This window comes from Pseudomonas svalbardensis (assembly GCF_030053115.1).
GTDB classification, from domain to species: domain Bacteria; phylum Pseudomonadota; class Gammaproteobacteria; order Pseudomonadales; family Pseudomonadaceae; genus Aquipseudomonas; species Aquipseudomonas svalbardensis.
On record NZ_CP125619.1, the window covers coordinates 3374150 to 3396883 of the forward strand.

Sequence of the window (22734 nt, forward strand, 5' to 3'; positions counted from 1 at the left end):
TGGGATCTCACTTTTAGTGAGTTATTGAGATGAGTGCCAGCGCAGTGCCATCAACTAAATTAAATGTTTGGTGCATACCGACTCACATACGGCCAGTAAAATACCGTCCACCGGAAATCCCTGGCGGACGGACGCGTTTAAAATTGCGAAATCTCAAAGACGACCTCTACGTGGTAGTGATCCCTTCCCACCTTAGACGTTTGAAAATCCAGCTTGCCGTTGACAGGCTGCTGGGGATAGCTGTTCTGGATGCCGACCGTGCCTGTCGTCGCGTCGAATTCGATCGTCCCGCCGTCCGACAAATTGCGTGATGAATAGCTCAGGTAAAGTATCCGCTCATCCCCCGTCTCATAATTACCACTCGCGTCTTTCTGACTGAGTCGTACCCCTACCACCACTGTCCTGCCTTCTCTTTCGGGGTCCTGCATCGTGCCATGAAAGCGTAGCGTCCCTTGCTGTTCGTCCCGCCAGATCCACGTGGCGTTAAAAGGGTATTTTTTTTCAGTGTACAGATTAGTGATGTTTCCCTTGATGGTGCCTTTGGCCTCGCCCTTTGCGGTTTCCGAGGTTTCGGATGGGCTCAATGGTTTGCTGGACATGGTGAATCTCCCTGGCTTCAGCACGGGCGATTATTCGCCTGCGTTTGCCCAGCTATTTAGCAAGAAAACTATATGGCTGTAACCTGTCATAAATGACAGGTATAAGAATCGAATTTTTATTCCGAATACTTAGTTCGCGGGCACAAAAAACCAGACGCCATCAATCCGGATGGCGTCTACCCGATACTGACGTCCCTCAACTCCCGGTACGAATCTTGTTCCAGACCCGCGTGCGCACTCGGTCGATGTTCAGCGGCATCGCCTCCAGCGCAAACAATTTCCCCATCATGTCCGTGCTCGGGTAGACCTTGGTGTCATTCTTGATCGCCGGGTCGATCAGGCTGTCGGCCTGCTCGTTACCGTTGGCGTAGTGCACGTAGTTGCTGATGCTGGCCATGACGTCCGGGCGCAGCAGGTAGTTCATGAAGGCGTAGCCGGCCTTTTCGTCCGGGGCGTCTACCGGCATGGCGACCATGTCGAACCAGATCGCGGCGCCTTCCTTGGGAATCGAATAGCCAATGTCGACGCCGTTCTTGGCTTCTTTCGCGCGGTTTTCGGCTTGCAGAATGTCACCGGAGAAGCCGACGGCCACGCAGATGTCGCCATTGGCCAGATCGCTGGTGTACTTGGACGAGTGGAAATAGCTGATATACGGGCGGACTTTCATCAGCAGCGCTTCAGCCTTCTTGTAGTCTTCCGGGATCTTGCTGTGATGCGGCAGGCCCAGGTAGTTCAGTGCCGCCGGCAACAGTTCGGGGCCGTTGTCGAGGATGGCCACGCCGCACTTCTGCAGCTTTTGCATGTTCTCGGGCTTGAAAATCAGGTCCCAGGAGTCCACTGGCGCGTCATCACCCAACACGGCCTTGACCTTGGCGATGTTGTAACCGATGCCGGTGCTGCCCCAGAGGTACGGGAAGCCGTGTTCGTTGCCCGGATCGTTGGTTTGCAAGGCCTTGAGCAACACCGGGTTAAGGTTTTTCCAGTTCGGCAGTTGGCTCTTGTCGAGCTTCTTCAGCGCCACACCTTGAATCTGCCGCGCCATGAAGTGGTTGGACGGGAAGACCACATCGTAGCCGGATTTGCCGGTCATCAATTTGCCGTCGAGGGTTTCATTGCTGTCGAAGACGTCGTAACTGAACGCGATGCCGGTTTCTTTCTGGAAGTTTTTGGTCGTGTCCGGGGCGATGTATTCCGACCAGTTGTAGATCTTGACGGTCTCGGCTGCGTGGCCGAGGGTCGCGAAGAGCGCAAGTGGAGCCAGAGTCAGTGTCTTTCGGATCATGAGTCGATTCCTGTTTGGTTTGTCTTCTTTTTATTGGAGGGCTGGCAGGCAATCAGAGGATCAAAAAATCAAAACGTAGGTCTTGCGCACGGTTTCCTGGATATCCCAGATGCCGAGGCTGTTGGCTGGCAACATCAGTGCATCGCCGGCTTCTATGTGCAGGGTTTCACCGTCATCCGGGGTAAACGTGCAGCGCCCCTGGATGAAGTGACAGAACTCCTGGGCGACGATCTGCCGCCGCCAGCGGCCGGGCGTGCATTCCCAGACGCCGGTTTCGACGCCATCGTCGCGTTCAACGCTGGTGGTCGAGGCCACCGCCACAGGCATGCCCAGTGGGACGGCGACCGGATTCGACTCTTCCAGCTCCAGGGTTGCGGTGTTCTTGAATTGCGTGATGCTCATGGGAGTACCTGTCGATTGAGCCTATGGATGAAGAGCGTGCCGTTTACTGCATGAAGCCTTCCATAAAGCCGGCAATACCGGTGGCCAGTTTGCGACGCCAGGGTGCGGTGGCCGGGTTGGCCAGGGTCTGGTCTTCGTGGGCGAAGCTGCGGATGATCGCGTTGTAACCAAGCCAGCGGCAGGGCTCCGGTTCCCAGGCCCGGAGCGTGTCGAGCCCTCCCTGGATGACCCACGGCTGGCGGACCAGCTCGGTGTCGCGCTGCAGAATCAGGTCGGCCAGGGTCCGGCCGCCCAGGTTGCTGGCACCGACGCCCTCCCCGCCATAGCCACCCGACAAGGCGATGCCGCTGGCCTGATCGCACAGCATGTGCGGTTTGAAACGCCGGGACATTCCCAGATTGCCGCCCCAGGCATGGGTAATCCGCGAGTTCTTGAGCTGCGGGAAGAGTTCGCCAAACAGATAACGCCGCAGCTCCACTTCGCTGGTGGTCAAGTCGAAGTCATGGCGCAACTTGGCAGCGAACTGATAACCGCCCCGCGCGCCGAACACCAACCGGTTGTCAGCCGTGCGCTGGCCGTAAGTGACCTGGCGACTGTTTTCGCTGAAGGCCTGGCCGCGACTCAGGCCGATTTCATCCCACGTGGCAGCGGATAGCGGCTCGGTGGCCACTATCAAGCTTTGCACCGGCAGCTGATAGCGCCCCAACGGGGGCAAAGTGACCGAGTAACCTTCGACCGCCGGCACGATCCAACGGCTGCGAACCGAGGCTTTCGCCGTACGCAGGCCACCCGATTGCCATTGGGTGACCGGGCTGTTCTCGTAGATCCTGACGCCCATTTTCTCCACCGTCCGAGCCAGACCTCGTACCAACTTTGCCGGGTGAATGGTCGCGACGTGCGGTGCATAGATACCGCCATAAGGTTTGGCGACTCTGATCTGTTGCGCCAACTGCTCGGGGCTAAGCCAGCGGTAATCGCTTTCGGTCAATCCCTGGCTATAGAGCGTGTCGAGATAGTGCCGAAGGCTGGCTTCCTGTTCCGGATAGCGGGCAGCGCAATACAGTGCCCCACCTTTGCGGTAATCGCAGTCGATGTCTTCACGCTCGAGGACCCTACCGACTTCATCCGGAATGCCGTGCAGCAAATCGAAAGAAGCCCGGCGCTGTTCGAGCGGCAAGTCGGCGAGCAAGCGGTCTTCGCCCAACACATTGCCCATCAGCCAACCGCCGTTACGCCCCGAGGCGCCAAAACCGGCGGTTTGCGCTTCAACAATGGCAATATTCAGGTCAGGCGCCAGGCGCTTGAGGTAGTACGCGGTCCAGAGCCCGGTGTACCCCGCGCCAATGATGGCGACGTCGACGTCCAGATCCTGTTCCAGCGCCGGACGCGCCAATAATGGCTCGTCGAGTTGATCCATCCACAAACTGATTGTGCGCCACGCCGACATGCAAGACTCCGCCACTCAAACTTCGATGGCGTCGATCCTAGTGCGTGGACTTAGAGGCTGTCTTGCGCGCGTGCACGCAAAGAAATTTGTTTTACGTAGGCCTTGGGCGACTGGCCGGTGTGCTGGCGGAAGCAGCTATAAAACGCCGACAGCGAATTGAACCCGGCGGCAAACGCCAGTTCGTCGATACGCAGTGGCGGCGTGGCGTTATCCAGTGCCGCGAGCAAATGCTGCAGGCGCGCCTGGTTGACGTATCGGTAGAAGCTCTGGCCAAGCACCTGATTCAGCAGATAGGAAATCTGATTGCGGCTGTACCCGCATTCCTTCGCCACCCGTTGCAGGTCGAGTTCGGGATCGAGGTAAGGTTGTTGGCGCTGAAAGTACTGCTGCAAATCTTCAGCCATGAAGCTCAGCTGGCGTGCAGATAGCCCGAGTCGACTGACCGCAGGGCGTTGGCTGCTGGCGGCTTTGCTGACGGGCTGTTCATGCACCAGCGAGGCATATTCGTTGACCCGCCAGATCAGTCCGTCACGTACGGTAATCGCCTCGCTGGCCCGGAATGACACCAGGCCTTCACCGCCGCGAAGGGTTATACGGTACTGAATGAACGCCGTGTTGCCGTCCAGACGGATACGGTCCGAATGCTCCAGGGCCTCATCAGGATCGCGGGGCATGCTGCTGCGCACGTATTCACGTAGTTCGGACAGCCCCATCACACGGTTCTGGAAAAAATCGCTGTACTGAATCTCTGGGTGATAGAGCGCCATCACCCCGTCCAGGTCCCGGTGTTTCCAGCGCAAGTGATAACGCATCACCGTGTCGCCCGTGGCCTGGGTTTGCAGCGGACCATCATCATCGGCGTGCATAAAGGACTCGGCGAGAAAAAGCCGAGCTTGCCGAAATTCCGTCTCAGCTTCAATGGCCAACCAATGGTGGCCAACTGCCTAAGAACCGCCATCCACGTGACCTGCATCAAAAAAAACTGAACCAATCGCTAAACGGCCTGAAAAATCCACATTAGTTTCACATCCGGATGCTACTTTTAAAGGCAGTCACCGGTTGAGCCATTGAAGGCTCTTCCCTCCTAACATGAGCTAAAGGAAGCGCTCGATGAATAAGGCGGGCTACACATGAATAAAGGGTTCAGTAAAGTCACCTTTCCAAACGCCTGCCAGCTGATGCGCTGGCATTTTCATCCCATGGGTTTCGAGGCGAGCATGGATGCGCCGGGCAGCATGATTGCCCGTCTATTTGACCGTGCCAGTGGCGAGACCATGATCGCCATCGCCGGCATTCCTTGCGCGACGGTAATGAATGCTGCGGATGTAGAACGGATAATCGAAGCGGTGGAAGACGAGCTTGAGGCTTTCATTCCGCCAGCCGCCCTCAGGAGCTATGCCTGAAGGCTGAACACTCAACAACAAGCCCACGTTAAGTGGGCTTTTTTGTGCGCGCGAAGATTTTTTACGGTTCACGCCGATGTCTTGCCCTGTCGGTGATCGGCAAAGAACGCCTTGCCCTTGTCGATCCGATCGGAAGCTTTAGGCAGATTGGCTGCCTGGGTGTCTTGCCCATCGACATACCAATAGCAATGACTCACCGCCCGAGTGATGCCGACGTAAGCCAGGCGCAGGATCTCGTCTTTTTGTGCGCTGTCATATGCTTCGCTGTCGCCTGTCTTGCCAAGACCCGCCATGCGGTAGACCTGGTTCTTGTACGGTGAACTGGTCAGGTGCTGACAATCACCCAGCAGGAACACGGCGTCAGCCTGAAGTCCCTTGGCGCTGTGATAAGTCAGCTGCTTCAGCCGCCGCGTTTCGTACGGCAAGCTAGAATCCACATTAACTACAGACTGAATATGCTCTTCTATCAATGATTTATCGCTACTTTTTCGATAAAGCATCAAGATCGAATCGCCCTTTCTGTAGTGCTCCATCAGGCGTTTGGCCATGCCTTGATCGTCACGATCGAGAACGTTAACCGGCAGCAATGCCTTCGGCTCGCCACTGGCCTTGGCCTTCTTGCCAGCGATCGCCGGCGCCGCACGAACGATATGTTCGGCGGCATCGATGATGTGCTGGTGACTACGGTAGTTGTCGCTCAGCATGACTTTGGTCGTGCTCGGCGACGGAAATTCCTTGTTGAATTCCATGAAATACGTCGGCGAACTGCCCCGCCAGCCATAGATGGACTGCCAATCATCGCCGACACAGAGCAAGGACGAACGTTGTGCTCCGCGCCCCACGTGCATGGCGGGCCCGCGACTGCGGATTTCCGTCAGGCTGGCGCGGATCCAGGAAACGATCTGCGGCGATACGTCCTGAAATTCGTCGACCATCAAGTGCGACATCGGCCTGAGCAGCTCGTCGCTCAGCAGTTTCAGGTTTTCCGGCGAATGTTCGCTGAACAAGGCGAACATCCGGTTGTAGGTCATCACCGGTGGTTTCTGATCAAGCAGATGATCTTCCAGCGCTCGCCAGTACAGGCTCAAGGCCTCGAAGAAAAACCGGTCCGGGTCGTCCTTGGCAAAACTCATCTGGCCCACGGCAGTGGGTACATCCAGGCCGAGGTTCTCGATAAACCCCGCCGCAGCGACAAAACAGTCCAGTAACGGCGCAGAGCTGAGCTCGCCCTTGACCTTGTAGTCGAAGCCCGGCCCGGCACTGGCATCGCCTCCAAGGGACGCCAATACACGCTTTGATGACTCGTAACTATCAAGCCATATCAATGGTTTACGACAGAAAGCTTGAAACAGGGTTCGCTTGACCGCCCATTCCGCGCGCACGCTCAATTTGGCATTAGGGCGGCTGACCTGCGGGTTCTCCCGGGGATCGAATCCCAGCACCACCCAAGCGTCCAGGCTCGGAATATAGCCATGACAATGAAATGTTGAACCGTTGATATCGAATGTCTGGCGCTTCGGCTCGATGCCTTTGATTGGCCAGGCACCCGCGCGAAACCACAAGTCTTCGATAGCGTCGCAGAGCTCTTCATCACGCTTGGCGGCCAGTTCGGTCACGGCCATGCGCTTTTGCACGTCCGGGTGATCGCGCTCCAGCTCCTTGAGCTGTAGCGCATGACGGGACAATGGTTTGATCAATTCGCGGAAGCGCTCATCACGAGTGTGCAGACTGTGGTAGCAAGCATTGAGTTGTTGGCGCTGAGCGTCGTTGATGCGCAGGACGAAAGGATTGCTGTCGACCTCCTCATCGCCGTTTTGCGCACGGTGACTGAGGTTTTCGAAGGCTTGCAGCCGCTCGAAGCCTGGCAGGCTGCGAACCATTGGCAGGATTCGCGAATGGAAGGTGCGCACCAGATCACGCGCCTCTTTGAAACTGAGCGACCGGCCCCAGAGTGCAAACAGCTCGATCAGTTTATTGATGAAGTCTTTGCGCGATTCACGGGTAAAGGTCACCACCGTCATCGAACTAAGCTCGAACCCCAGATAATGGGTCAGCAGCAAAATACGCAACACCAACGTGGTCGACTTGCCCGCACCCGCGCCGGCAATCACCGAGGTCGAGGGTGTGTCGCTGAAGATCATTTTCCACTGCGCAGCGCTGGGCTGGGCGTGCGGTGGCAGCAGTCGAGCGACATCCGTCTTCATGCGCTTCTTCAACTCAGCGCTCAACGGCAGACGCCAATCGTCGAACAGATTCTCGTCAACGTTGGGCGGCCGGTGTTCGGTCGAACGCGAGTCACGAATCAACAATACCTGCCGGCCTTCCTCCAACCCTTCAAGTTTGCCTTCCTTATAGCCGTAATCCACCCCGGCACTGTGCCCACTGCGAAAGCCGTCGGCCTGGCCGTGCAGCCAGGATGCTCGGTGTTGTGCGCGCAGACGCGTCAGGCCGTGACCAAAGAACCGGGCGGCCAGACGCTTGAGCAGCGGCATCTCGGCCAGGGGACGAAGTTCAGGAGGAAGATCGGGGGTGTGTTGCGGCACGCGGGCTGACTCCAGGGTGTGAGGCTGTTGAGGGCTATGGTGTCTGCATTTGCCGTTCAGTTCTAGTGAAATGCTTACAGGTCATTGGCTTATGCGATGAAGTGAAGGTTGGGTGAGAATCTTTCGAGGTGATTTGATATCAAATTATTCGATTGTATTGAGGCAATTTTTACGCTTTTTATCGATCAGTGCCTGATAGATGATGCTCGCCATCAACCACCGGTTCGCGTTTCGTGGCTCAGGCGCTCCTGCCCCATGACGAACCTTTTCAGGAGACGATCATGCTTGAACTCAGACCCTTCAACTCCCTGGGCGGCGCCCACCATGGCTGGTTGGATGCTCATCACCACTTTTCGTTCGCCGAGTACCATGACCCAAAACGCATGAACTGGGGCAACCTGCGGGTGTGGAACGACGACGTGATTGCCTCTGGCACCGGGTTCCCGAAACACCCGCACCGGGACATGGAAATCATCACTTATGTCCGTGAAGGCGCAATCACGCACGAAGACAACCTGGGCAACAAGGGTCGTACCGAAGCGGGCGACGTTCAGGTCATGAGCGCCGGCACCGGGATCGCCCACAGTGAATACAACCTGGAAGCGACCGAGACCAAGATATTCCAGATCTGGATCATCCCGAACGAATCCGGTTTGGCACCGTCCTGGGGCGCCAAGCCTTTTCCAAAAGGTCAGCGCGAAGGTTTCGTGACACTGGCAAGTGGTAAGGCCGGCGACGATCAAAGCCTGCGGATTCGAGCAGACGCCCGATTCGTGGCCGCAAACGTGAAGGCCGGTGAATCCGCCGAGTATCGCCTGGACAATGGCCGCCGTGCCTATCTGGTACCGGCCACCGGCGTCATTGAAGTCAATGGCTTGCGTGCACAAGCTCGAGACGGTATTGCGGTTGCCGATGAGCAAGTGTTGCGGGTGACCGCCATCGAAGACAGTGAAATCGTCTTGGTGGACCTGGCTTGATCTTGTAAATGCGGGTCAAAAAAAAGGGGCGACCGTGATGGCCGCCCCTTTTTACATTCTGGATTACTTCGCAGAGATCGCGCCGTCCACCAGTGTTTGCGCTTCTGCTACCAATTGCTTGAGGTGTTCGTCACTGACGAAGCTTTCAGCGTAGATCTTGTAAATGTCTTCAGTGCCCGACGGACGCGCCGCGAACCAGCCGTTCTCGGTCATGACTTTCAGACCACCGATCGCCTGGTCGTTACCCGGTGCATGACTGAGGATGCTCTGGATCGCTTCGCCCGCCAGTTGGGTCGAGGTGACCTGGTCCGGCGACAATTTGCTCAGCAGTGCCTTCTGCTCAGGATTGGCTTTGGCATCGACGCGCACCGAGAACGGTTCGCCCAGCTCATCGGTCAAGGCGCGATAGGCCTGACTTGGGTCGCGACCGGTGCGGGCGGTCATTTCTGCGGCCAGCAGTGCCGGGATCAAACCGTCCTTGTCGGTGCACCAGACGCTGCCATCCTTGCGCAGGAACGACGCACCGGCACTTTCTTCACCGCCGAAGCCCAGAGAGCCGTCGAACAGGCCGTCAGCAAACCACTTGAAACCGACCGGCACTTCGTACAGGCGACGACCCAGACGTTTTGCCACGCGATCGATCAAGCCGCTGCTGACCACGGTTTTACCCACGGCCGCATCGGCGCGCCATTGCGGACGGTTCTGGAACAGGTAGTCGATCGATACGGCGAGGTAGTTGTTCGGCGCGAGCAAACCACCGGACGGGGTCACGATGCCATGACGATCGTGGTCCGGGTCGCACGCGAATGCTACATCGAAACGCTCTTTCAGACCGATAAGGCCCTGCATGGCGTGAGTGGACGATGGGTCCATGCGGATCTGACCATCCCAGTCGACCGTCATGAAGCGGAAGGTCGGATCGACCTGTTTGTTGACCACCTCCAGGTCCAGACGGTAATGCTCGGCAATCGCCGACCAGTAGCGCACCCCTGCTCCGCCCAGCGGATCGACACCCAGACGCAGCTTGGCATCACGGATGGCGTCGAAGTCGATCACGTTGATCAGGTCGGCGACGTAGGTATTGAGGTAATCGTGACGATGGGTCGTGCTGGCCTTCAGCGCCTGCTCGTAGCTGATGCGTTTGACGCCGGCGAGCTTGTTGCTCAGCAGTTCGTTGGCCTTGGCTTCGATCCACTTGGTGATGTGGGTATCGGCCGGGCCACCATTGGTAGGGTTGTATTTGTAGCCACCGCTTTGCGGCGGGTTGTGGGACGGCGTGATGACGATGCCGTCCGCCAGGCCCGACGTACGCCCGCGGTTGTAGCAGAGAATGGCGTGGGAAATGGCCGGTGTCGGGGTGTATTCGTCACCTTCGGCGATCATTACCGTCACGCCGTTGGCGGCCAGCACTTCAAGGGCACTGGCGCCGGCCGGGGTGGACAGTGCGTGGGTGTCGATGCCAACGAACAGCGGGCCGTCGATGCCCTGGGCTTCGCGGTACAGGCAGATCGCCTGGCTGATCGCCAGAACGTGCCATTCGTTGAAACTCAAGTCGAACGAGCTGCCTCGGTGCCCGGACGTGCCAAAAGCTACGCGCTGGGTCGAAATGGCGGCATCGGGCTGGCCGGTGTAATAGGCCGTAACCAGTCGCGGGATGTCGACCAACAGTTCTACCGGTGCCGGTTTGCCCGCAAAAGGACTGAGTGTCATGCAAAACCTCTGAAGTCGAGTGGTTCAGGAATAGGAACGCAGTTTACTGGCAGTTCGACCGCAACGCGATGGGATCGATCCATGAGTGTCACGGAGGGTGTGTGGCCCCGTTCAGTCGATCGACTCCAGACGCAAGGCGTCCCCTAACAAGCCCATTGCCGCGGCAAGGTCGTGATCACCGCCGAAGGTGTGACTCAGGCGCAAGTGTTGCGCATGCAAGCCCTGGAGACTGAACAGCTCTCCCGGTGCGATCACCACCTGGTGCTTGAGCAGGCGCTGGAACACCCGACGTACATCGACCTGGCGCAGCGAACGAACCCAGATGGTTGCGCCGCCCTGGGGTTCGACAAAGTGCAAGGCATCTCCCAGACGCTCCTGCAACAGCTGAGTCATCTGCACCTTGCGGTCCTTGAGCATCCGCCGTAATACCTGAAGATGCTGATCGACACGTCCATTGCCATACAAGCGAGCGATGGCTTTCTGGCGAATCGGTGACAAGCGGAACGAACGCAGCAGAAAGTACCGTTGCAGTTCAGCACTGAAATGCCGCGACAGCAGATAGCCGTATGGCGCCTCCGGTCCGATGATTTTCTCGAACGTGGAAAACACGATCAGCCGATCGGGGTCCAGCAAGTCGCGAAACCGCTGGCCGTCCGGTTCGAATCCGAGTTCGCCGTAGCAGTCGTTTTCCAACACCCAACTGCCATGTCGTTCCAGCAACTGCGCGACGACTTGTCGGTTGTCGTCGGGTGCCAGGCTGCCCCGCGGCATGTTCAGCCCCGATGAAACCATCACCAGCCGCACCGGCTCGGTCTCCAGCAGCTCCTTGAGCCATTCGACGTCCAGGCCACCGCTGGATTGCACCGCCAGCTCGATCACTCGCACCTGCGCAGCCTGGAGCAACCGCAGAATCGCCCAGTCGCACGGCGACTCGACCAACACCGTGGCGTCCTTGAGATTCAACACAGCGATCAGTATTTCCAGCACGCCACGCAGGTCGGCGCCAATATAGACATCGTCGGCGTGCCAGCAGCGCAGCGGCGAGGAGGTGTAGCGCGCTGCCAGGGCAATGCGCAACTCCAGCTCGCCGCAAGGTTGCGATGTCGGTTGCGGCTGACGCGGATACTGGCGCAGCAGTTCTCGTTCCAGCAGTAACAACGGACTGTCGAGGGGTTGCAACAACGCCGGTTCATCGGCGCTCAAGACCAGCATACCGGGACGCCTGGCGTTGACATAAACGGTTTCGAGCAGGTCGTTGCCACTGCTGAGCGTGCTGATGGAGGACACCGGTAACGCGTAATATCCGGACTTGGCGACCGAATAAACGCGCCCTTCCTTCTCCAGAAGCGAATAAGCGTACTGAATGGTCGAGATCGATACGCTCAGACGCTCCGCCAACTGTCGCAACGAAGGCAGACGGACTCGCGTGTCACTGACCGGTTCGTTGATCAGGTTAGTCAGATATCGGTACACCGCCTGATACGCGAAGTCAGTTTCTCGTGGCCCTTTCATGGGCGAGGGCCGAATGCCGTGTGAACGTCTTCATGCATCGTCAGGAAATCTGTCAAGCCGCGCACTTTCAGCGCCCCGCTGACCATTCATCCGCCACCGCCGTGTCGTCGTCAAAGTCGGATGCTTCGGCTTGCAAACCCGCGTCGCCGAGTTCCGGGGCGCCTGCCCTACCCTCATCCGCAGACACCGGGCCCATGCGGTAAAGCTTGCCGATCAAGCTGACCGGCAACCCGCTGACGTCGGTCATCCATTGCAGAACCTGCTCCGGCACCGGATTGCCCTGCATTGCCCGGTGCAAATCAGGCATCGCCACGAGCATGCCGGGGTGGCACTGACGCAGAAAACGCTCAAGCGCCGCGCCATTCTCGACGAAAGGTGAAAAGAGCAGGCACACCAGTTGAGCCTCGCTCAGGCCAAGGTTTTTTTGAGCCTCGGCCGCTGCCAGCATGCGCTGCTCGGCCAACGTTGCCGGATTACCGAACACCTCTACCGCTTGCTCGCACAACCGTTCCGCCAGTTGTTTGCGCCGCATCATCACCAAGGCTCGTTGCAGGTATTCGGCGACACCCGTCTCGTAGCCGCGGTCGTGCACGAAGCACGACTGCAAACCCCGCATGTGTGCAGAGATAGAAAGGCTGACGTACTCGTTGTCGCTGAGCTGAGCCCCCAGTTCGTCAGGTTGAAAACCGAGAAACTCTGTGAGCAGCGGCCAACGCTCTTCCAGGTTGCTGACCAGCATGTCGTGAATGTCGATGTACGTGGTGCGACGACAGGCCTCAAATCGTTCGGCCGGACGCCACGCAACCTGGTCATGCTCAGCATAAAAAGCGCGGTAGCAGTCGCAGCCCAGTTCATCGAGCAGCGCGAAAAGCACCTCGTAGCCGGTTTCGTGGTGATTCGAGGTCTTGAGCCCGGCCTTGGCGGCAGCACGTTTCAACCCGTCGAGAAACTGCTTCTGCTGACGAGGTGAGTCGCTGCTGATCAACGCATCGACACCGCTGTCCCAACGAGCTATTTGCCCATAGAACTCGCCGGTGGCCAGATACCCGTCGTCCCACAGATCAAGCGGCCCGTTCCAGGCGCGGCAATGGCCCACCATCAAAAGATTGAGCCGATTCGACTCACGGCCGCCTTCGGAAATCGGCGTCAGGTGGTTGAACGGCAGGACTTCCCGGTTATCGACCATCAACACTTCGACCCGAGGATCGTCGTAGAGGAACAAGGCGCTGTAGCTGCGATGGATGTTTTCCAGGGCCGTCGGGCTTGCGCCGTTCAAGCGCAAGGATGCCACTCGCAACTGGAATGTCGCTGGCGCCCGGCCTGCGATACTCAGCTGTGCAGCGCGCAGCAGCGCCAGGGTGTAACAACTGTCGCGGGAGCCGGACTGAATCGCCAGTACCTTGTAATCGCCAATACGCTCCATACCCCCGGCGGCCACCACCAGTCGCTGAATCATCAGCTGCAATGCCGTGCGTTCGGCGCGCGAGAAGAAACTCAGCAATCGCTGCAATACTTGCTGATAGACATAGTTCATCGCTTGGTCATGGATATTGGTCATCTTTATTTACCTGATGCTTGTAAGTTCGATATCGCGCCAACAACGACACGCATTGCGCAATGGGTTGCTTGCCACGATTGAAGTACTGGACGTTATTGCCAAATGCTAGCACTTAAGCTTTTAGTAATTATTTGAAATAACTAGAAGTCTCCCCTGCTCGCGCCAAAGACAGGTGGCCGCCAACCCCTGTAGAGCCGGCCTCTTGAGACTGCGACCGACATCCTAGGAAATGTCCGACAGCGTCCCACAGACAATTAGCACAAGAAATAGAGAAAGAAGTCACCCATGTTTTTTTGGCAACTGCGCAACGACGAACTATTGGTCGGATATGTATTAACAGTGTGTATTTAAAAGTATCAACCTGATACCCAGCCATGACTCATTCCTTGAGATGAAAGTAATCATTCAATTATCAAGGCTTATATGATGATTAGAAGATACAGATTGAGAGCAAAAACCAGTTCAGTTGCTGAACTGACCCATTGACGGGGCAATGGGACGTCTCATTTTGGCAGGAGCTGAAAACAGGAGAGTCCGTGGGGGCACGGACTCATGCAGAGGGGCTTACATGAAGGGCTTATGCAGGTTCGACCTGAAGGGCGACCCGTTCGCGGCATGGGCATTCGTCCATGTAGCGGTGTGCTTCGACAAACTCGGCAAACGGGAAGACCCGAGTCTTGAGCGGCAGCAGCACGCGGTCGGCGGTCATCTGGTTGATGTCGCGCAAGGCGCGTTGCAGTGCGACCTGGTCCTGGATGATGCCCAGTTCAGGCTTGCCGGTGAAGTTGCCGATGCAGTGCACAAAGAACTGGATGTTCTTCTGGAACGCTGCGCAGGCCGGGAACGGCGTCTGGTTGCCGCCTTGCAGGCCATACAGCACCAGGCTGCCGCGAGGTGCAAGCACATCGCCAAGCAACGACATCTGTGGACCGCCGAGACCGTCGAACACAACGTCCACGCCACGGTTGTCGGTGATCTTGTTGATCTGCATCAGCAGATCCTGCTCTTCGGTGACGATGACTTTCTCGGCACCCAGGGACAGCAGATTCTCACGCTCTTCCGCTGTCTTGGTCGCGGCAATGACCCGGATACCCAGAGCCTTGCCCAGTTGTACAAAGGACGGACCGGCACAGTGACTGGCGTCGGTCACCAGGGCGAATTGCCCGGGTTTGACCCGTGCCAGATCGACATAAGCGAAGTAAGCGATCAGCAGCGGCGTGTAATGCACGCTGGCTTCGATCGGGCTGAGCACGTCCGGATAACGGGTGAGTGCCGAGCGCGGCAGAACGATCTGCTCGCCGTAGACCGGATAATCGTTGGGGCTTTCAGCCGGGAAGCTGGCGACCTTGTCACCTACAGCCAGGTCATCGACGCCCTCGCCAACCGCCGTCACGACGCCGGACATTTCATGGCCGAGGCCTGAAGGCAGACGAGCGTGGGACGAGGCCAGGTTCTGGCGCCAAAGAATGTCGTACCAGCTGATGCCAATCGCCTCGACGCGCACCTGCACTTCGCCCGGTGCAGGGAGAGCGGCCGCATGCTCTTCGCATTTGAGCACCTCGGCTGGACCAAACTTGTGAAAACGGATCGTGCGGGACATCGCAAACCTCGTCAAAGAAACCTCTAATGCCCTGAACTCTATCTGGGCTTTCTACCCAAGACTATCAGTGGCTATTAATAGTCGACATGCCTGTCATTGATTCCGCAGCGCCGGCGACATCGTCAAATGCCGTGAAAACCGAAGCAGCCTTTTCAGGAAAACTGAATTACTCGGTGCAGAGTAGCAGCCTTTCCCCTTAATATTCACGCCGGCCATTGTTCTCATATGGCCGCTCTCGTCAAGCTTGATGACTCTGCCAGGACTCCAGATGAATCGTAATGACCTGCGTCGTGTCGACCTGAACCTGTTGATCGTTTTCGAAACATTGATGCACGAACGCAGTGTGACCCGCGCTGCGGAGAAATTGTTCCTCGGGCAGCCGGCCATCAGTGCGGCGCTCTCGCGCCTGCGCGGGCTGTTCGATGATCCGTTGTTCGTGCGTACCGGCCGCAGCATGGAACCGTCCGCCCGGGCGGTGGAAATCTTCGCCCTGCTCTCGCCTGCACTGGATTCGATTTCCACCGCGGTAAGTCGTGCGGCGGAATTCGACCCGGCGACCAGCACCGCGGTGTTTCGCATCGGTCTGTCGGACGATGTCGAGTTCGCCCTGCTGCCGATGCTGCTCAAGCGCCTGCGCGCCGAATCACCGGGGATCGTGCTGGTGGTGCGCCGGGCCAACTACATCCTGATGCCGAGCCTGCTGGCCTCGGGCGAAATTTCTATCGGCGTCAGCTACACCGCCGACCTGCCGGCCAACGCCAAGCGCAAAATACTGCGTCGCAGCATGCCTAAGCTGTTGCGGGCCGACACGGTGCCGGGGCCGTTGAGCCTGGATGATTTCTGCGCACGGCCTCATGCACTGGTGTCGTTCGCCGGTGACCTGAGCGGCTTTATAGATGAAGAGCTGGAAAAGCTCGGACGCAAACGACATGTGGTGCTCGCAGTGCCACAGTTCAACGGACTCAGCACACTCATCAGCGGGACCGATATTGTCGCAACAGTGCCGGATTACACGGCTGAAGCGTTGACGGCGGCCGGCGGTGTGCGGGCTGAAGATCCACCGTTGCCGGTGCGCAGTTTTGAATTGCACATGGCCTGGCGTGGGTCGCAGGATAATGATCCGGGCGAGCGTTGGTTGCGCTCAAGGATTCAGATGTTTTTCGGGGATCCTGATAGCCTCGCTTGACCCTGATTGTTGTATCGGTACTGATGGCCTCTTCGCGAGCAGGCTCGCTCCCACATTGGTTTGCGGTGTTCACAAATCCCTGTGGGAGCGAGCCTGCTCGCGAAGGCCGCAACCCGGTCTCAAGCTGAACCTTTGCATTCCCCGCAACACTGAATTGTCATCAATCCAATTGATAGCCGCCTAACGAAAGGTGCACGCTAGAGAGCTTGGCTGGCGCTTATATCATTCCGAATGATAGTTACCTTTGTCTCATTCGATTCGTGCGATACAACCTCGCCGAGCATCATCCGTCCATTCTCAATACATTGGCGGATGCATCCATGGAACAATCACTCAAACATTTGCGCTTCCCGTTGGCCTTGTTGGCCGTACTGGTGATGAGCGCCTGCGGCAAGACTCCGGACACGGCCGCCACTATGCCCGCAGCCAAGGTCAGCGTGGCCAAGGTGCTGGAACAACCGGTTAACGAGTGGGACGAATTCACCGGCCGCCTCGAAGCGCCGGAAACCGTAGAAATTCGTCCACGGGTCTCTGGCCAGATCGATGAAGTGGCCTTCACTGAAGGCGCTTTGGTCAAGAAAGGCGACCTGTTGTTTCAGATCGACCCGCGTCCATTCCAGGCCGAGGTTCGCCGCCTCGAAGCCCTGGTTGCCCAGTCCCGCGCCAACGCCACCCGCAGCGAAAACGAATCCCAACGCGGTGAGCGTCTGCGCACCAGCAACGCGATCTCCGCCGAGCTGGCTGACTCGCGCACCAGTGCGGCTCAAGAAGCCCGCGCCGCCGTCGGAGCCCTCCAGGCACAACTGGATCTGGCCAAACTGAACCTGAGCTTCACCCGTGTCACCGCGCCGATCAGTGGTCGCGTCAGCCGCGCGGAAATCACCGCCGGCAACCTGGTGACCGCCGATACCACCGCGCTGACCAGTGTGGTGTCCACGGACAAGGTCTACGCCTACTTCGACGCTGACGAGCGTGTGTTCCTCAAATACACCCAGCTCGCTCGCCAGGGCAAACGCGGTGCTACCACGCCGGTGTACCTCGGCCTCTCCAACGAAGACGGCAACCCACATCAGGGAGTGATGAACTTCGTCGACAACCAGGTCAACCCGAAAACCGGCACCATCCGCGGTCGCGCCGTGTTCGACAACAGCGACGGCGCCTACACCCCAGGCCTGTACGCACGTTTGAAACTGGTCGGCAGCGGCACCTATTCCGCCGTGCTGATCAACGACGAAGCGGTCGGTACCGATCTGGGTAAAAAGTTCGTGCTGGTGATGGATGCCGACAACAAAACGGTTTACCGCTCGGTCGAGCTCGGTCCGAAGATCGAAGGTTTGCGCATCGTGCGCAGCGGCCTGAACAAGGACGACACCGTCATCGTCAAGGGCCTGCAACGGGTTCGCCCTGGTTCGCCGGTCACGCCAGAAGTGATCCCGATGGCCAGTGAACAAACCCTCGCGGCACTCGCACAACAACGACAAGCGCTGGAAGCCAGCAACCTGCCCCAAGTCGCACCTGCCAAGGTCGCGCCGGGTTCGGTTGTGAAACTGGCTGCCGCGACACCACGCGGTTAAGGGATCACTACGATGAATTTTTCCCAATTCTTCATTTCACGGCCGATCTTTGCAGCGGTACTTTCGCTGCTGATCCTGATCGCCGGCGCCATCTCGCTATTCCAGTTGCCGATCAGCGAATACCCGGAAGTGGTTCCGCCGACCGTTGTGGTTCGTGCGAACTTCCCGGGTGCCAACCCTAAAGTTATCGGTGAAACCGTGGCAGCTCCGTTGGAGCAAGCCATCACCGGCGTCGAGAACATGCTGTACATGTCCTCGCAGTCCACCGCTGACGGCAAGATCACCCTGACCATCACCTTTGCGCTGGGCACTGACCTAGATAACGCACAGGTACAAGTGCAGAACCGCGTGACCCGGACCGAGCCAAAACTTCCCGAGGAAGTGACCCGCATCGGTATCACCGTGGACAAGGCATCGCCTGACCTGACCATGGTTGTGCACTTGACCTCGCCGGACAAACGCTACGACATGCTCTACCTGTCCAACTACGCCTTGCTCAACATCAAGGATGAGCTGGCGCGTCTGGGTGGTGTAGGTGATGTGCAGCTGTTCGGTATGGGCGATTACTCGCTGCGGGTCTGGCTCGATCCGAACAAGACCGCTTCGCGTAACCTGACCGCCACCGACGTCGTGACCGCAATCCGTGAACAGAACCGTCAAGTGGCTGCCGGTGCGTTGGGTGCACCTCCTGCACCGAATGCCACTGCGTTCCAGCTGTCGGTCAACACGCAAGGTCGTCTGGTTTCTGAAGAAGAGTTCGAGAACATCATCATTCGCTCCGGCGAAAACGGTGAAATCACTCGCCTGAAAGACATCGCTCGCATTGAGTTGGGTTCCAGCCAATACGCTTTGCGTTCGCTGCTGAACAACCAACCGGCAGTGGCGATCCCTATCTTCCAGCGCCCTGGTTCCAACGCGATCGAAATCTCCAACGAAGTGCGCGACAAGATGGCGGAGCTGAAAAAGAGCTTCCCGGAAGGCATGGACTTCAGCATCGTCTATGACCCGACGATCTTCGTGCGCGGCTCCATCGAGGCGGTGGTTCACACCCTCTTCGAAGCGCTGATCCTCGTTGTTCTAGTGGTGATCCTGTTCCTGCAAACCTGGCGCGCCTCGATCATTCCGTTGGTGGCGGTGCCGGTTTCGCTGATCGGTACGTTTGCAGTGATGCACCTGTTCGGTTTCTCGCTGAACGCCCTGTCACTCTTCGGATTGGTACTGGCCATCGGTATCGTGGTGGACGACGCCATCGTGGTGGTGGAGAACGTCGAGCGAAACATCGGACTGGGACTAACGCCGGTCGAAGCAACCAAACGGGCCATGCGTGAAGTGACCGGTCCGATCATCGCGACGGCACTGGTGCTGTGTGCGGTGTTTATCCCGGCGGCCTTCATCTCCGGGTTGACCGGGCAGTTCTATAAACAGTTCGCCCTGACCATTGCGATCTCGACTGTGATCTCGGCGTTCAACTCGCTGACCCTGTCGCCTGCACTGGCTGCAGTTTTGCTCAAGAGCCACGACGCGCCGAAGGACGGTTTCTCCAAGGTCCTCGACAAGATCTTCGGTGGCTGGCTGTTCCGTCCGTTCAACCGCTTCTTCGACAAGGCCAGCCACGGTTATGTCGGCACCGTGGGCCGGGTTATCCGTAGTAGCGGCATCGCCTTGCTGTTGTACGCAGGCCTGATGGTGCTGACCTTCTTCGGTTTCTCCAGCACTCCGACCGGTTTCGTACCCGGCCAGGACAAGCAATACCTGGTGGCCTTCGCGCAACTGCCGGACGCCTCGAGCCTGGACCGCACCGAAGACGTGATCAAACGCATGTCCGACCTCGCCCTGAAACAGCCTGGCGTGGAAAGTGCCGTGGCCTTCCCGGGCCTGTCGATCAACGGTTTCACCAACAGCCCTAACGCCGGCATCGTGTTCGTGACCCTGAAACCGTTCGATGAGCGTAAAGATCCGAGCATGTCCGCCGGTGCGATTGCCGGTGCGCTGAACGGCCAGTTCGCCGGGATTCAAGAAGCCTACATGGCGATCTTCCCGCCGCCGCCCGTACAAGGCCTGGGCACCATCGGTGGTTTCCGCCTGCAGATCGAAGACCGGGGCAACCTGGGTTATGACGAGCTGTACAAAGAAACGATGAACATCATCAACAAAAGCCACAACGTGCCGGAACTGGCCGCCCTGTTCACCAGCTACACCGTGAACGTGCCACAGGTCGATGCGGCTATCGACCGCGAAAAAGCCAAGACCCACGGCGTGGCCGTCAGCGACATCTTCGACACCCTGCAGATCTATCTGGGTTCGCTGTATGCCAACGACTTCAACCGCTTTGGTCGTACTTATCAGGTCAACGTTCAGGCTGAACAGCAGTTCCGTCTCGAACCAGACCAGATCGGTCAGCTGAAAGTGCGTAACAACAAAGGCGAGATGATCCCGCTGGCGACCTTCATCAAGGTCAGCGACACCTCGGGCCCGGACCGCGTGATGCACTACAACGGCTTCATCACCGCTGAAATCAACGGTGCGGCAGCCCCCGGCTACAGCTCCGGCCAGGCCGAAAAAGCCATCGAGAAACTGCTCAAGGAAGAACTTCCGAACGGCATGACCTACGAATGGACCGACCTGACCTACCAGCAGATTCTGTCCGGTAACACCGCGCTGTTCGTGTTCCCGCTCTGCGTACTGCTGGCGTTCCTGGTACTCGCGGCTCAATACGAAAGCTGGAGCCTGCCACTGGCGGTGATCCTGATCGTACCGATGACCCTGCTGTCGGCCATCACCGGTGTGATTGCTTCGGGAGGCGACAACAACATCTTCACCCAGATCGGCTTGATCGTACTGGTGGGACTTGCCTGTAAGAACGCGATTCTGATCGTCGAGTTTGCCAAGGACAAACAGGAGGACGAAGGCCTCAGCCCGCTCGCCGCGGTACTGGAAGCCTGCCGTCTGCGTCTGCGGCCGATCCTGATGACTTCCTTCGCGTTCATCATGGGTGTTGTGCCTCTGGTCTTCTCCAGCGGTGCCGGTGCCGAAATGCGTCACGCCATGGGTGTGGCGGTGTTCTCCGGGATGCTCGGGGTGACCTTCTTCGGTCTGTTGCTGACACCAGTGTTCTACGTATTGATTCGTAACTTTGTGGAGCGCGGTGAAAAGCGCAAAGCCGCCAAGGCCCTGAAACTGGAGGCGCAACAATGAGCCTGAAAGCCTTCCTGCCGAGCCTTCTGGTACTTGCCCTGAGTGCCTGTTCCGTCGGCCCGGACTACAAGACCCCAGCCACTGAACCGGCCAACATCACTAGTGCCACCGATGGCAGCGCCGGTCAGAGGAACTTCGACCGCTCGCGTTTCGAAGGCATCTGGTGGCAGCAGTTCGAAGACCCGACCCTCAACCAGTTGGTGACTCAATCGCTGCAAGGCAACCGTGATTTGCGCGTGGCCTTTGCCCGCTGGAAAGCGGCGCGAGCGATTCGCGATGACGTCAGCAATGACGCCATGCCGACCATCACCAGCCGTGCCAGCAGTGATCTGGGCAAGGGTCAGATTCCGGGCCAGACCACTAAGCGGGTCAATAGCGAACGCTACGACCTGGGCCTGGACATGGCGTGGGAGATCGACCTGTTTGGCCGTATCCAGCGCAACCTGGAATCTGCCGACGCCGAACAGCAGGCGCTCGAAGCCGATCTGTACCAACTGCAAGTCTCGATGATTGCCGAACTAGTGGACGCCTACGGTCAACTGCGCGGTGCGCAGCTGCGGGAAAAGATCGCCCTGGCCAACCTGAACAACCAGCAGGAATCGAGCAAGATCACCGTCAGCCTGCGTGATGCCGGCGTCGGCGATCAGCTCGATGTGGTCCGCGCCGATGCACGCCTGGCGTCCGTCGAAGCCAGCGTGCCGCAATTGCAGGCTGAACAGGTTCGGCAGAAAAACCGCATCGCTACCCTGTTGGGTGAACGGCCGGACAAGCTGACCGTCGACTTGAGTCCAAAAGACTTGCCGGCGATTGCCAAGGCCCTCCCGATCGGTGATCCGGGTGAACTGCTGCAACGTCGCCCGGACATTCTCAGCGCCGAGCGCAAACTGGCCTCTGCCACCGCCCGTATCGGCGTGGCCAAGGCTGATTTGTTCCCACGGGTCAGCCTCAGCGGTTTCCTCGGTTTCACCGCCGGGCGCGGTTCGCAGATTGGTTCCTCGGCGGCCAACGCCTGGGCACTGGGCCCAAGCATTACCTGGGCTGCGTTTGACCTTGGCAGCGTGCGCGCCCGTTTACGTGGTGCCGATGCTGATGCCGAAGGCGCCCTGGCGACCTACGAGCAGCAAGTCCTGTTGGCGTTGGAAGAATCGGAAAACGCCTTTAGCGACTACGGCAAACGTCAACAACGCTTGATCTCGCTGATCCGTCAGAGCGAATCCAGCCGCGCCGCGGCTGACCTGGCCGAAATTCGCTACCGCGAAGGCACGGCGGACTTCCTCGTCCTGCTCGACGCTCAACGTGAGCGGCTGGCGGCTGAAGACACCCAGGCTCAGGCCGAAGTCGATCTGTATCGCGGCATTGTCGCGATTTACAAAGCCCTGGGCGGTGGCTGGCAACCAGAGACGGTCGCCAGCAAGTAATGTTTTAACGAGCTCCTTTGGTTGGCCGCAACCAACCAATTCCTTTGCCCTGCGCCTCATTCGGTCGCGGGGCTTTTTTTTGCCGATCCCGAATTCAACGCATATCCCTGTGGGAGATTCTATGTTGCAGGGCGAACAACGCCACTCCGGGTCCGGGGTTGAATATCGCGTTGAAGTACTGAAGCAGCGGTTGCATGGGAGCGCTCATCGAGTCATCTCCAGCAAGCGTAGTCACTGCCAAGGCGCCTCGAAGGGTTTCAATGTCGACGCAACCTGTAGGCAAAATCATTGAAAAGCCAGACTGCCTTGAATCGACTGACCCACGTAT

General features: G+C 58.4%; 16 protein-coding genes. 6 read left to right on the top strand and 10 right to left on the bottom strand.

The features are described 5' to 3' along the window. Positions 1-137: 137 nt before the first annotated feature. The 5 genes from QFX16_RS15500 to QFX16_RS15520 form a co-directional block, all read right to left on the bottom strand. Positions 138-599 (bottom strand): hypothetical protein, encoded by a 462-nt coding sequence (locus QFX16_RS15500; RefSeq protein ID WP_283180365.1) that lies wholly within the window; start codon positions 597-599, stop codon positions 138-140. Between the two features lie 196 nt (positions 600-795). Then, a complete protein-coding gene (locus QFX16_RS15505) occupies positions 796-1881 on the bottom strand; it encodes a polyamine ABC transporter substrate-binding protein (RefSeq protein ID WP_283180366.1) in 1086 nt (361 codons plus the stop codon). Between the two features lie 60 nt (positions 1882-1941). After that, positions 1942-2283: a cupin domain-containing protein gene (locus tag QFX16_RS15510; protein ID WP_283180367.1), complete on the bottom strand. Its 342-nt coding sequence runs from the start codon at positions 2281-2283 to the stop codon at positions 1942-1944. A gap of 43 nt (positions 2284-2326) precedes the next feature. Beyond that, positions 2327-3730 carry an NAD(P)/FAD-dependent oxidoreductase gene (locus QFX16_RS15515; RefSeq protein WP_283180368.1) on the bottom strand — a complete coding sequence of 468 codons (1404 nt, stop codon included), beginning with the start codon at positions 3728-3730 and terminating at the stop codon, positions 2327-2329. Positions 3731-3780: 50 nt separating this feature from the next. Continuing rightward, a complete protein-coding gene (locus tag QFX16_RS15520; RefSeq protein ID WP_140682769.1) occupies positions 3781-4596 on the bottom strand; it encodes a helix-turn-helix transcriptional regulator in 816 nt (271 codons plus the stop codon). A gap of 264 nt (positions 4597-4860) precedes the next feature. Here QFX16_RS15520 and QFX16_RS15525 point away from each other — a divergent pair, with 264 nt between their 5' ends. After that, the gene (locus QFX16_RS15525; protein ID WP_008156356.1) at positions 4861-5133 is read left to right on the top strand and encodes a DUF1652 domain-containing protein; all 273 of its coding nucleotides are present in this window, start codon (positions 4861-4863) and stop codon (positions 5131-5133) included. Positions 5134-5201: 68 nt separating this feature from the next. Here QFX16_RS15525 and QFX16_RS15530 read toward each other — a convergent pair whose 3' ends face one another. Beyond that, positions 5202-7676, bottom strand: a complete 2475-nt coding sequence (locus QFX16_RS15530) for a UvrD-helicase domain-containing protein (protein WP_283180369.1) — start codon at positions 7674-7676, stop codon at positions 5202-5204. 281 nt (positions 7677-7957) lie between these two features. On the opposite strand from QFX16_RS15530, the gene QFX16_RS15535 reads away from it, so the two are divergent. Beyond that, complete coding sequence (locus tag QFX16_RS15535; RefSeq protein WP_283180370.1) at positions 7958-8653, top strand: pirin family protein; 696 nt, start codon at positions 7958-7960, stop codon at positions 8651-8653. 63 nt (positions 8654-8716) lie between these two features. On the opposite strand, the gene pgm is transcribed toward QFX16_RS15535, so the two are convergent. The 4 genes from pgm to QFX16_RS15555 form a co-directional block, all read right to left on the bottom strand. After that, entirely contained in the window at positions 8717-10363 is a 1647-nt protein-coding gene (pgm, locus tag QFX16_RS15540; protein WP_283180371.1) for a phosphoglucomutase (alpha-D-glucose-1,6-bisphosphate-dependent), read from the bottom strand. A 111-nt stretch (positions 10364-10474) separates the two neighbouring features. Beyond that, entirely contained in the window at positions 10475-11875 is a 1401-nt protein-coding gene (locus QFX16_RS15545) for an aminotransferase-like domain-containing protein (protein WP_283180372.1), read from the bottom strand. Between the two features lie 67 nt (positions 11876-11942). Then, complete coding sequence (locus QFX16_RS15550; RefSeq protein ID WP_283180373.1) at positions 11943-13433, bottom strand: hypothetical protein; 1491 nt, start codon at positions 13431-13433, stop codon at positions 11943-11945. 577 nt (positions 13434-14010) lie between these two features. Further along, positions 14011-15033 (bottom strand): zinc-dependent alcohol dehydrogenase family protein, encoded by a 1023-nt coding sequence (locus QFX16_RS15555; protein ID WP_056743735.1) that lies wholly within the window; start codon positions 15031-15033, stop codon positions 14011-14013. A gap of 268 nt (positions 15034-15301) precedes the next feature. Between QFX16_RS15555 and QFX16_RS15560 the strand changes: the two genes are divergently transcribed. The 4 genes from QFX16_RS15560 (at position 15302) to QFX16_RS15575 (ending at position 22406) form a co-directional block, all read left to right on the top strand. Then, the gene (locus QFX16_RS15560) at positions 15302-16219 is read left to right on the top strand and encodes a LysR family transcriptional regulator (protein WP_283180374.1); all 918 of its coding nucleotides are present in this window, start codon (positions 15302-15304) and stop codon (positions 16217-16219) included. A 320-nt stretch (positions 16220-16539) separates the two neighbouring features. Then, positions 16540-17793: a multidrug efflux RND transporter periplasmic adaptor subunit MexE gene (mexE, locus tag QFX16_RS15565; RefSeq protein WP_008156373.1), complete on the top strand. Its 1254-nt coding sequence runs from the start codon at positions 16540-16542 to the stop codon at positions 17791-17793. Positions 17794-17805: 12 nt separating this feature from the next. Further along, positions 17806-20988 carry an efflux RND transporter permease subunit gene (locus QFX16_RS15570; protein WP_283180375.1) on the top strand — a complete coding sequence of 1061 codons (3183 nt, stop codon included), beginning with the start codon at positions 17806-17808 and terminating at the stop codon, positions 20986-20988. After that, positions 20985-22406 (top strand): efflux transporter outer membrane subunit, encoded by a 1422-nt coding sequence (locus QFX16_RS15575; protein WP_283180376.1) that lies wholly within the window; start codon positions 20985-20987, stop codon positions 22404-22406. The genes QFX16_RS15570 and QFX16_RS15575 overlap by 4 nt, the downstream gene beginning before the upstream one ends. The last annotated feature ends 328 nt before the right edge of the window (positions 22407-22734 follow it).

Excerpts from the sequence above, each read along its gene's own strand:
- QFX16_RS15525 (WP_008156356.1), top strand. The coding sequence starts at position 4,861 with ATGAATAAAGGGTTCAGTAAAGTCACCTTTCCAAACGCCTGCCAGCTG.
- QFX16_RS15570 (WP_283180375.1), top strand. The coding sequence starts at position 17,806 with ATGAATTTTTCCCAATTCTTCATTTCACGGCCGATCTTTGCAGCGGTA.
- mexE (WP_008156373.1), top strand. The coding sequence starts at position 16,540 with ATGGAACAATCACTCAAACATTTGCGCTTCCCGTTGGCCTTGTTGGCC.
- QFX16_RS15500 (WP_283180365.1), bottom strand. The coding sequence starts at position 599 with ATGTCCAGCAAACCATTGAGCCCATCCGAAACCTCGGAAACCGCAAAG.
- QFX16_RS15545 (WP_283180372.1), bottom strand. The coding sequence starts at position 11,875 with ATGAAAGGGCCACGAGAAACTGACTTCGCGTATCAGGCGGTGTACCGA.
- QFX16_RS15505 (WP_283180366.1), bottom strand. The coding sequence starts at position 1,881 with ATGATCCGAAAGACACTGACTCTGGCTCCACTTGCGCTCTTCGCGACC.
- QFX16_RS15560 (WP_283180374.1), top strand. The coding sequence starts at position 15,302 with ATGAATCGTAATGACCTGCGTCGTGTCGACCTGAACCTGTTGATCGTT.
- QFX16_RS15520 (WP_140682769.1), bottom strand. The coding sequence starts at position 4,596 with ATGCACGCCGATGATGATGGTCCGCTGCAAACCCAGGCCACGGGCGAC.
- QFX16_RS15515 (WP_283180368.1), bottom strand. The coding sequence starts at position 3,730 with ATGTCGGCGTGGCGCACAATCAGTTTGTGGATGGATCAACTCGACGAG.
- QFX16_RS15550 (WP_283180373.1), bottom strand. The coding sequence starts at position 13,433 with ATGACCAATATCCATGACCAAGCGATGAACTATGTCTATCAGCAAGTA.
- QFX16_RS15575 (WP_283180376.1), top strand. The coding sequence starts at position 20,985 with ATGAGCCTGAAAGCCTTCCTGCCGAGCCTTCTGGTACTTGCCCTGAGT.
- QFX16_RS15555 (WP_056743735.1), bottom strand. The coding sequence starts at position 15,033 with ATGTCCCGCACGATCCGTTTTCACAAGTTTGGTCCAGCCGAGGTGCTC.
- pgm (WP_283180371.1), bottom strand. The coding sequence starts at position 10,363 with ATGACACTCAGTCCTTTTGCGGGCAAACCGGCACCGGTAGAACTGTTG.
- QFX16_RS15535 (WP_283180370.1), top strand. The coding sequence starts at position 7,958 with ATGCTTGAACTCAGACCCTTCAACTCCCTGGGCGGCGCCCACCATGGC.
- QFX16_RS15510 (WP_283180367.1), bottom strand. The coding sequence starts at position 2,283 with ATGAGCATCACGCAATTCAAGAACACCGCAACCCTGGAGCTGGAAGAG.